Source organism: Microcoleus sp. M2_D5 (assembly GCF_036701935.1).
Taxonomy (GTDB): domain Bacteria; phylum Cyanobacteriota; class Cyanobacteriia; order Cyanobacteriales; family Microcoleaceae; genus Microcoleus.
In genome coordinates, this window is the sequence record NZ_JAUBRP010000126.1 from 1 (window position 1) to 11,099 (window position 11,099).

Annotated in this window: 6 protein-coding genes; 5 read left to right on the forward strand and 1 reads right to left on the reverse strand. The window is 47.5% G+C overall.

Annotated features, from left to right (window positions below; genetic code table 11):
• Window positions 1-739 precede the first annotated feature (739 nt).
• Window positions 740-3,550, reverse strand: coding sequence for a PAS domain S-box protein (locus tag QUA50_RS28280; RefSeq protein WP_333268715.1), 2,811 nt, complete (start codon window positions 3,548-3,550; stop codon window positions 740-742).
• Window positions 3,551-4,957: 1,407 nt separating this feature from the next.
• Here QUA50_RS28280 and QUA50_RS28285 point away from each other — a divergent pair.
• The 5 genes from QUA50_RS28285 (at window position 4,958) to QUA50_RS28305 (ending at window position 10,779) form a co-directional block, all read left to right on the forward strand.
• Window positions 4,958-5,683: a DUF502 domain-containing protein gene (locus QUA50_RS28285; RefSeq protein WP_333268717.1), complete on the forward strand. Its 726-nt coding sequence runs from the start codon at window positions 4,958-4,960 to the stop codon at window positions 5,681-5,683.
• A gap of 400 nt (window positions 5,684-6,083) precedes the next feature.
• Window positions 6,084-6,716 (forward strand): transcription antitermination factor NusB, encoded by a 633-nt coding sequence (nusB, locus tag QUA50_RS28290; RefSeq protein ID WP_333268742.1) that lies wholly within the window; start codon window positions 6,084-6,086, stop codon window positions 6,714-6,716.
• Window positions 6,717-6,967: 251 nt separating this feature from the next.
• Window positions 6,968-8,716 (forward strand): signal recognition particle-docking protein FtsY, encoded by a 1,749-nt coding sequence (gene ftsY, locus QUA50_RS28295; protein ID WP_333268740.1) that lies wholly within the window; start codon window positions 6,968-6,970, stop codon window positions 8,714-8,716.
• A 346-nt stretch (window positions 8,717-9,062) separates the two neighbouring features.
• The gene (locus QUA50_RS28300) at window positions 9,063-10,550 is read left to right on the forward strand and encodes a PP2C family protein-serine/threonine phosphatase (protein WP_333268738.1); all 1,488 of its coding nucleotides are present in this window, start codon (window positions 9,063-9,065) and stop codon (window positions 10,548-10,550) included.
• Window positions 10,540-10,779, forward strand: coding sequence for a hypothetical protein (locus QUA50_RS28305; protein WP_333268736.1), 240 nt, complete (start codon window positions 10,540-10,542; stop codon window positions 10,777-10,779). The genes QUA50_RS28300 and QUA50_RS28305 overlap by 11 nt, the downstream gene beginning before the upstream one ends.
• The last annotated feature ends 320 nt before the right edge of the window (window positions 10,780-11,099 follow it).

An 11,099-nucleotide genomic window follows, 5' to 3' on the forward strand; every position in this document is an offset into this window, starting at 1 on the left:
TTTGGCTGGCATACATTATAACTAATTATCGCTTATCTTATATTTATATTATACAATCTAGCTGCGTATCAGCTTAGAAGCATTTACGCCCTCCCAATATTTTTCTAATGAAGCATCTCGTTGCTGAACTTGATATTGGAAGAAATAGTGTTAGGGGCGATCGTCCTGCACCGGCGATCGAAAGCTAAAAACTTTGACTTAAATGAAATTTATAACTTTTGGGGTATGACAAATTAGGTTAAGTGTAAATTAAAATCTATCGATTTTAGATTTTAGATTTTAGAAGTCCGACTACTGATGACGATCGGGGCTTGGAACTTGTCTACTGTTGCAGTCGTTTTAGAATCTGCTATCAGTATCAAAAACTACAAACTGTGACCGAAATTAAATTTCTAACCTTTTGGGACTTGACAAATTAGCTCTAACTCTAATTTATACTAAAAAAGTTTTTCGGCAGGATTAGGACTAAGGGCAACTCTCACAAATAAAGCTGAAATTTTGATTATGTAGTGCCAGTTAGCCTTAGTCCTAAGAATTATTATCCGATCGCTCGAATGCAAGAAAATTGATGTGTATAGCCATCCTCGAATCATTTGTGAATTTCTTACTCCCTCCCCAAGACATCGGGGAGGGTTGGGGTGGGGTAAAAAATTTACGACCCCTGCAAGGATTGCTGTAGTTACGACATCCGTCATCGCGGAGTCAATCTAAAATCTACAATCTAAAATCTAAAATCCTTCTAGCGCGCCGCCAAACTTTCCACCACCGCCACCAACTCAGCAGGGTCGATCGGCTTGGGCACGTAAATTTGAAAACCTTGCTGCAGTGCCCGTATCCGTTCCTCTACCCTACCAACCGCCGTGAACGCCAACGCCGGAATTTCCCCGTCCACCATCCGCGATCGCACTTGCTGCAGCAGAACCTCTCCATCATGGGCCTGCATCTCGATATCGATCGCCAACACATTCGGATTCAGCCTTTCAATCGCCTCCAGGGCAGCCGTACCAGAGCTAGCAGTCTCCACCTCGGCCCCGCAATCTGCGAGCACTGTACAGGCAAAATCCAGGGAATCCGCGTCGGTATCGACCACCAACACCCGCACTCCAGAAAGATTGGTGCTCACAAAAGACTCCTTTACAGGGGATCGCGCCTTGCTTGGAGGAATCCCCCAATCTCCGAGTCCAGCAACAGACAATCCGCCGTCGCAATCAGGCTGTTGAATTGGCAATTTCACTAAAAACCTCGACCCTTGTCCCTTCCCGGCCGATTCGGCTTGCACCGTCCCCCCGTGCATTTCCACAAAATGGCGCACTAGGGCCAAACCCAAACCCAATCCGTTGTACGATCGCCTTGTAGAGCTGTCAGCTTGGCTGAACCGCTCGAAAACGTGCGGCAAAAACTCTTCTGAAATCCCTTGTCCCGTGTCACTAACCTCAATTTCGACACTAGCGGGCGACAAATTTTTGCAGCAAGCGGATTCCTCACCGACAAAAGTCCTCTCCTTCTTTCGCACCGCCACCCTCACCTGTCCGCCATCGGGAGTAAACTTAATCGCATTCGACAGCAAATTCCACCCTACCTGCTGCAAGCGACCGGAATCGGCAAAAATCCGCCCGGTAGTTGGGTCGAAATCCGTCACAATTTCAATATTTTTGGCGGCTATCGCGGGCGCTAGAGTATCGATCGCAGCCTCAACAGTCGAAATCACATCCACCCACCGCAAATTCAGCGACAGTTTCCCGGTAATAATCTGCGACACGTCCAGCAAATCCTCGATCAGAGTTGCCAGCGATCGTGTATTGCGGTCGATCGTTTCCAGAGCCCGAACAGTCGTTTTTTCGTCAAACTTGCGGTTTCGCAGCAGTTGCGCCCATCCCAGCATCGCATTCAGCGGCGTCCGCAATTCGTGAGACAAAGTTCCTAGAAACTCGTCTTTAATCCGGTTGGCCCGCGCCAATTCCTGGGCTCGATCGTGCAGTTCTCTTTCCAACTGCTTGCCAACCGTCAAATCGAGAATAAAAGCCACAAATTCTTGCCGCTTTTGCGCCAGCAAAACATATCCGATCAACACCGGAATCCGGCTGCCGTCTCTCCTCCAGAATTCCTTTTCGTAGGGAGTGCAAGCCCCCGTTGCTTGTGCCTCTGCCATCCCCTTTTCGTCGAGAGACTGGTACTCCGGCGGCGTGAGTTCGATCGAGTTTAATTCACCGCGCTGCAACTGTTCGCGCCTGTAACCAACTATCCGCAAAAATTCATCGTTTGCCTCAATGATACCGCCGCTAACATCCCCGAAGATAATTCCTATCAAGTTAGCTTCGGCTAACATTCTCAGCTTTTCTTCGCTAGCTTGGAGTGCAGCTTCTGTGTGCTTGCGGTCGGTAACGTCTTGGATGTAACCCGACAAACCAGAATCTGAAGGATAAAAACGCATCTTCAACCACTTATTCCATAACGGTACGAATTCTTCATACTCGACCGTTACCTTTTCTGCTAAAGCTTTGGTACCCATTTTGTAAAACTGTAAATCGACAGCCCAGGGAAATATATCCCAAAAGTTTTTACCAATCAGTTCGGCTTTTGGTTTGCCTAACAGCTCAATAGCTTGCTCGTTTACATAGGTATAGTTCCAATTTAAATCGACAGCGATAAAAGCATCGGTAATGCTTTCGAGAATGTTAGTAATTTTATCGTTTGCCAATTGCAGCGCTTTAGCTGTTTCTTCTGCTTGCAACCTCGCTGCTTGTTCGCGGGACAAAGCTGCCGCGCGTTCTTGTTCTGCCTGTTTTCGATCGCTAATATCGATGTAAGAACCGATGTAACCTGCAAAAGTGCGATCGGGCCTGTACCGGGGTACGCCTGTACCCAAAACCCAGCGGTATTCCCCGTCATAGCGTCTCAGGCGGCATTCTAGCCGGTACTCGCTGCCAGCGTCGAAGGCTTTTTGGTAAATATCCAGACATTGTGGCAAGTCATCTGGGTGCAAGCTTTCCATCCAACCCGCGCCCATTTCTTGCGCCAAAGTTCTACCGGTAAACTCCAGCCAAACTTTGTTAAAGTAATCGCCAAGTTGGTCTGCATCTGACATCCAAATCATCACCGGCGCGGTATCCGCCATAATCCGAAATCGAGATTCGCTCTCCTGCTGCTGTGCTTCGGCTTGCTTGCGCTCGTTCCGTTCTTGAACTTCGCGCAGCGCCCGCTGGATCGACGGCACCAGGCGGATCAAACGGCGTTTGAGAACATAATCAGTAGCGCCGCTTTTCAAAGTTTCGATCGCCACTTCCTCGCCCAAAGTAGCCGAAACAAAAATAAACGGCACTCCCGGACAAGTAGTGCGGGCAATTTCCAGTGCAGCTATCCCGTTAAAACAAGGCAGCATATAATCTGCCAAAATAATGTCAAAACGTTGTTTTTCCAGCGCCGTGGCAAAGTCTTCTCGATTGTCCACACACACGAGAGAAAATTGGAGTCCGCCATCGATTAGATATGCCTCAATCAGTTCGGCATCTAGGGGACTGTCTTCTACTAAGAGGATACTGAGCGTTTTCACAAAAGTTCCTTTTACTTTAATATTAATTACCGGACCAAAAATTTGAGCGGGCTGCGGCTTTAAGTGAAGCCCAAAAAAGTCTTGCGTTTTGAATCACATAAAAAAACGTAAAAACCAATTGGTTTCATGAGTTGAGCATTCATATCTCAATCTTAAATTCTCATCAAGTCTATTGCTTCTTGCTGCGGGCTGAATCTCCGCTCTGACTTGATTGGCTAGTACGCTTGTTTTTCCTTGAGTTTCGTCGGTTTCCAAGGAATCGGCACCGCTGGAGTCTTGCTTCTATGCAGCAGTTTAGCTGTACCCTGTTGAATAAATAGTTTCGCGCTTCTGGCTAGAAACAACTAGCTATGTAGTAATTTATCTTGCTTGCTACTAACTACTGCTACCTCGTTTGGCAGATTATTTTTTTGTAGTGATGCCCCTGTTAATTCTATATTGCTTTTTCGCTCCTCTCAAGCTGGAATTCGCTTGAATTCTGCCCTTATTTCCTGAATATCGATTAATCCTGTCAAAAAAAGTCAAAGTTGCTGGTATGTCTGCTTTGCTTTGGGCCGCATTTGCCTACCATGCAACTGTTTCATGGTAGGCAACTGTTGCCTTGTTTATCGCAGTTGCCCCTCAAAAATCACCCTTGCTTTAGTAGCGACTGGTTACATTGCATCTACCCAAAGATATATTTTGAAAGACACGCTGCACTCAACCTGCAGAGATTCCCCTGAATTAGGTAAAACTGATATGTTGCACCTTTTTCGAGAACAGGCTTTCCGGCCTGTTCCACTCATGAGTGAATTTGATTGTGGGATGGGCATCCTGCCCGTCCCTAAAAAGCTTATGGAAAATGGTGCAACATATTAAGTAAAACGAAGTGCCACCCCGCCGAAAATCTGAGAAAGCTCGATCGACCAATAAATTTCCTCTACAAATCCCCGAAAATTTTCTCTGGAGTCGCTACACTTTCACTCCCAGGCTGCCTTTGACCACGAATTTCTTGAGAGTACCCACCACGTGATTTATCCGTGGAATCAATCGAAAGCATCTCAAATCTAAAATCCTCAAGAAAGAGCATTTATCTCGCGCAAGTCAATTCTAAAATCTAAAATCTAAAATCTAAAATCGATTGACTATCGGCTTATTGATTGAACCGACCCAAAATGTCTTAAAATATACAATACGGTGAGCTGCTGCACAGCCCGCATATATTAAAATCAAGCGCCAACTTGCAATAATTCTTTAAAATAGAGGTACAGCACCGGCGATCCCTAAGTCTTCCCCCTCAGAAAGGGTAGGGTTTAGCAGAATTGAAGACGATCGTCTATGGTGACTTCCAGTAAAGCCCGTGCAGTTGCTTTAGTCTCAGCTTTATTCAGGTTATTGGGAACCAGTTACGAGGAGATTTGACCCGCCGTGCTCCAACGCATCAAACAAGACTTAAAAAACGACCTGATCGCAGGACTATTGGTAGTGATACCCTTAGCTACCACCATCTGGCTGACAATTACCGTCGCCAGTTGGGTGATCAATTTTCTCACCAAAATTCCCAAGCAGATCAACCCTTTTGACGGACTCCACCCGATTTTGGTGAATCTGCTAAATCTTTTAGTAGGGCTGGCTGTACCCCTGCTGAGCATCTTAGTCATCGGCTTAATGGCCCGCAACATTTTCGGTAAGTGGCTGCTAGACTTTGGCGAACGGGTGTTGCAGGCAATTCCCCTAGCCGGTTCGGTTTACAAAACCCTCAAACAACTGCTGGGAACCCTCCTCAAATCAAACGACAAATTTCGCCGCGTGGTGTTAGTGGAATATCCCCGGCGGGGAATCTGGACTTTAGCATTTGTGACCGGTACGATCGAGAGTAACGACATCCCACCTCACCTTTCCGGTGAAACCCCGATCGGTATTTTCATCCCCACCACTCCCAACCCCACTACCGGATGGTACGCTATAGTCCCGGAGGCAGATTTAGTCAATTTGTCAATGTCGATCGAAGATGCCTTTAAAGTCATCATCTCCGGCGGCATCGTCAACCCCAGCAACTCAATTGCAGTAAACCCCGAAAACATCAAGGGCAAAACACTCGAACCCTTGGTATCCGAATCAAGATACCAGGCTGTCCCAGTCGAAGAAGATTGAACCAAGACATTTTTAGGCTCGCGAATTAAATAACTTACAATTTTAATTGTTATTGTGGGATGGGCGTCCCGCCCGTCCTTAAAAGACGGGCGGGACGCCCATCCCACTTTCAAGAGTGGAAGTTATTTAATTCTCATTCCTTAGTCGCCCGTAAGGCCGTGTAAACTTTCCCCATACCAGATAATATTTCGACAAAACCAGCCCAAACCGAGAAAGCCTATACTCAGAAACCGGGTTTCGAGCATAAATCTTGGGTTTGAGAGCGAAGTATCTGTAAACTACCCGCCGCCGGCGAGTCAGACTGTCCGTCTGGTAGAGCTTTTAGTCGAGTTTTCTGCTAAAGTTCAAGTCCGCGCGCGATCGAAAAACTTCCTAAATTCTCAATCTCTATCTAAAAACTATGAAAAAAGCCCGCGAAACAGCACGCGAACTCGCACTCCTCGGCATCAGCCAACTGCCGGCGAATCCAGAACTCTTAGAAGCCAAGAAACTGCAAGATGTTCTCCTCGCCGCCATCCGCACCCTGACAGCAGAAGTTCAAGAATCCCTAGAAGCAGCAGCATCCGAAGTGCAGCGGAGTAGCGACAAACTGCTTGCCAGCGAAATCCGCGCCGCCGATATACAAAGTGCTAGAGCAATGGTTCGGGAAGCAGTCGAACTCACCCAAACCGCAATCAACCGTCTCGGTTCAGCAATGGAGTTTCCAGAACTGATCCAGCTAGCCAACCAGCAAGATGTCCGCACCTATGCTTTGCAAATCCTGACGAAAGTCAGCGCCAACCGCCCTCAAATTGATGAATTGCTCTCGGAAGCGCTGGTAGACTGGCAAATAGAACGGTTGGCACGGATCGATCGAGATATCATGAGAATCGCCATCGCCGAAATGCTATACCTCGGCTTACCCGAACAAGTCAGCGTCAACGAAGCCGTCCAACTGGCAAAACGCTACAGCGGTGACGATGGACATCGCTTCATCAACGGAGTCCTCCGCCGAGTAGTCGATAAAATCAACGCAGAAGTTGTGAGTCAGTAGTCGATAGTCAGCAGTCATCAGTCATCAGTCATTGGTCAATAGCGATCGGCAATCTGCGATCGGCAATCCGCTCTACACTAAGAACTGATGACTAATGACTATAGTCCTGAACGCACCGGTAGTCAGAAACCTGGTTTTTTACGAAAATCCTCCGTTATAGTCCACAGTAAGGATAAAAAACCCGGTTTCTCTGGCCTTAAGGCGTCCAGGACTAATGACTAATAACTCTTCTCTATTCCCCATTTACTTCTATGGTTTTTAATTGGTTTCGTCGCCAGTACAGCGAAAGCGAATCTTCCGAAAAAGATACACCCGAACAAACTCAAGATCAGTCTGCAAAATCCGCACCTGTTGAGCCTCAAACAGATACACCAGCAGATTCAAGTTCCCCCGCTGTAGCCGAAGATTATCTCAATTGGGCAAAAGCTGCTTACAAAAATATTCAAAAACAGCAAAAACCCGAAACAGAAGTTGCCGAAACAGCAGCGGCTGAAGTTCCAACAGCCGAAACAGAAATCGCGACAGTTCCAGAAGTTGCAGAAGCTGCGGCTGTTGAAACAACCGAGACGATCGAACTCGAACCAAAACCAACTGTTGCAGAAGTTCCAGAAGTGCCAGAATCTCCCGTGGTTGAAGCTACCGAGGCGGTAGAAACCGATGCAGCTAACCCAGTAGAAATTCCAGAAACTCTGCAACCAAAAGCCGGGGCGACCGACATTGCACCTATAGCTCAACAATTAGAAGTTACAGCAGAAAATATAGAAATTGCCGAACCTGCAACTGAGGTTGTAGAAACCGCATCACTCGCATCCGACGGCCAAGCAGCCGAAGCCCTGCCGTTTTGGGCCAGAGCTCAAGCCGATCGCATGGAGCGCATCGAACGCCTCAAAGAAACCGCCCTTGAAGAACCAGACGTAATTGCAGCGGCCGCCGAGAGAGCCGCAATTATCGAAGAAATTCCCGGTTTTGCCTTTGACGAAGGCTTCCTGTGGTCATCAGAAATCTTAGCAAGTCAAGGCCGCCGCCCAGACAAAGTATCAGTCGAAGAAATCACTTGGCTGCAAAAACTGCGAAAAGGCTTAGAAAGAACGCGCCGCAGTTTAATTAATCGACTAAAGGCGATCGTCGGTCAAGGGCCGCTCAATCAAGACGCGGTAGCTGAAATTGAGACTTTGCTGCTGCAAGCCGATGTCGGAGTCGCAGCCACCGACATCATTATCAGTCGCCTCCAAGAAAGACTCACACAAGAAGTGCTGCCCCCAGAACAGGCTCTAGCCTACCTGAAAACCATCCTGCGCGACATTCTGGACGCTCCCTGTGCCTCCACCGCCGCCGGTAATCCCGCCTACAGCCTGACATTTGCCCCAGAAAAAGAGACTTTTAACATCTGGTTAATCGTAGGAGTCAACGGTGCGGGCAAAACTACCACGATCGGCAAACTAGCCCACATTGCCCAAAAATCCGGCTACAAAACCCTAATTGCCGCCGCCGACACTTTCCGCGCCGCCGCCGTCGAACAGGTGAAAGTTTGGGGTTCCCGCAGCGGCGTCGAAATTATTGCCAACCCAGGGAAAAATACCGATCCGGCTGCTGTCGTGTTTGATGCGATCGCCGCCGCCAGCGCCCGAGGCACAGAACTGCTGATCGTAGACACCGCAGGCCGCCTGCAAAACAAAAAAAACCTGATGGACGAATTAAGTAAAATCCGTCGCATTGTAGATAAGAAAGCCCCCGGCGCTACCGTAGAATCTCTACTGGTATTGGATGCCACACTGGGTCAAAATGGTTTGCGACAGGCAGAAGTGTTCGCAGAATCGGCAAAATTAAGCGGAGTAGTATTGACAAAACTCGACGGTTCTGCTAAAGGTGGTGTTGCCCTAGCAGTAGTGCAGCAGCTTGGTCTGCCCATCCGGTTTATTGGAGTCGGGGAAAGCATCGAAGACTTGCGCCCGTTTTCTAGTTACGAATTTGTGGAAGCCCTACTCGATTTTAGATTTTAGATTTTAGATTTTAGATTGATGAGGTATCTGTAGCCGTCCCGATTTTGGGAGGCGGATACACAGCTTTAACTCTCAAATCCTTAACCTCAAACTCGCATCGCACCAAGCTACTTGCTAGAAAAAAAACCGGATTTCAGTTCAGTGGCGTGTAACTCCTCAATCAAATATCCTCTTTCTAAGATCGAAAATCACAAATCTAAAATGACAAGCGAATTTCTAGATGGTACCCGCCACGTGATTTATCTCGCGCAAATCAATCCAAAATCTAAAATCTAAAATCCTTGCGTCCCCCGAATTTATCTCGCGCAAGTCAATCCAAAATCTAAAATCTAAAATCTAAAATCGAATGACTGCTGTGCCTTTGCCTCGCTCCTCACCTCAACCTGCTGACCGCCCTTCGGGTCGCAATTCTACCGACGCGACGCCAGTATTTGCCCTCAAAGAACTGGTGGCGCGCTTGCACCGATACCAGCACAACGTTCAAGATATGTTGGGTTCGCTGGGATTTGCCCTGCGAAGTTTTAACAATCTCAACCAATTTTTGGAGTTGGTGCCTTTGGTGGCGACTCGCGTTACCGATGCCGACGGGGGGGCTTTGGTGCTGTTCAAACCCAACGGTCAAGTCCGGTTCCAGCAGTTGCACTGTCAGGAAGGACGGCAGTGCCAAGATATGCGAAAAGCGCTGGAAATAGCCACCAGGCAAGCTACAGCAGGTGCGGGCGCTACTGCAGCATCGTTTTCGGAAACCTCTGGGCAAACTTCTAGTCTAGACCTGCAAGTCGGTCGTTATTTGGGCCCGGATGTTCATTTGTTTGGGGCGCCAATTTTGGTCAACAATTTGGAACGCGGACGGCTTTATGTTTTTAGCAGCGATCCGCAATATCTCTGGACTCCCAGCAGACAGAAATTAGTTCGGTTGGTGGCGGATCAAACCGCCGTGGCTATTTGCAAAGACGAACTTACTGTTAAGTTGGCGGAAAAAGACCGCTTAGACAGAGAGTTAGAAATCGGGGCGGAAATTCAATTGCGGCTGCAACCCCGCAGTTGTCCGAAAATTCCCGGCGTTGACGTGGCGGCCCGCTGCCAAACTGCTAGCAGGGTCGGCGGAGATTATTATGATTTTATTCCCGCTGACTATGACCCGATCGGCAAGGAAAATGAGGGGGAACACCCCCCATCCCTAATTAAAAATCTCAAGTCCAAAATCGACAAGGGCCGCTGGAGCATTGTGATCGGCGACGTGATGGGCAAAGGAGTACCGGCGGGCCTGTTGATGACGATGACGCGGGGTATGCTGCGGGCGGAGGTTTTGAACCGCCACTCGCCGTCGAGAATTTTGCAACATTTAAACCGGGTTATGCACGCGGATTTGGAAAATTCCCACCGTTTTGTGACTCTGTTTTATTCGGAGTATGACCCGAAAACTCGCGTTTTGTCTTACAGCAATGCTGCTCACCACCCGCCTTTGCTGTGGCAAGCTGCAACTAATTCGATTCTTCAGCTCGATACTTTGGAGGGGATGTTAATTGGGCTGGATGCTGATTCGCATTACCAAGAAGCAAGCGTGCAATTGCAGCCCGGAGATACTATTATTTATTACACAGACGGATTTACTGATGCTTCTAATCAAAGGGGCGATCGCTTTGATGAGGATAATTTGACCTCGGCTTTTCAGTGGGCCTGTCAAAATTATCAGCAGTCTGAAGAAATTTTGGATTATTTGTTCGATCGCGTACACCAGTTTATCGGCATCGGCAATCGCAACGAAGATGACATGACACTGGTTGTACTGAGGGTAACACCTTTAGCAGGAGAAAATCACCATGATAGTTAATTTAATGCCGGAAATTACTGCTGCATTAACCAGTTCGATTACTTGGAACGATGTCGCTCACGTGTTAGTTTTGAAATCTCATTTGAGTTCGACGGTGGTTTTGGCTCAAAGTTACGAAATTTTTACCAATGTCCAGAAAGCTTGGAACAATTTTGTTTCGACTGGTCAAATAGGAGCTTTTATTATAGGTATTTTTGTTGGCTGGTTCTTTAAAGGGATTTTTCGTTAGAGTTATTGTCGCCGAAGGTATCGGTAACGGATTAAAAAGGTTTGTAGCCCAAACTTGAGTTCTTTCTGATGCAGCAGCAAAACTTTCACAATTTTGTAGTCCAGACTTCAGTTTTTTGTGGTCAAAAGATGTATAAAAAATTGTTAGTCAGGACTTGAGTTTTTTATTGCCGAATTGGGAATGGAGGACTCAAGTCCTGACTGCAAACCGGAGGAAGGACTAAAGTCTTTACTACAAATCGGTTTTTATAAAAAATACCCTGAAAACCCTGTGACTTTAGTCCAGGGATGAAAGGGCATTGCAGGATTTATCCTGCCTAC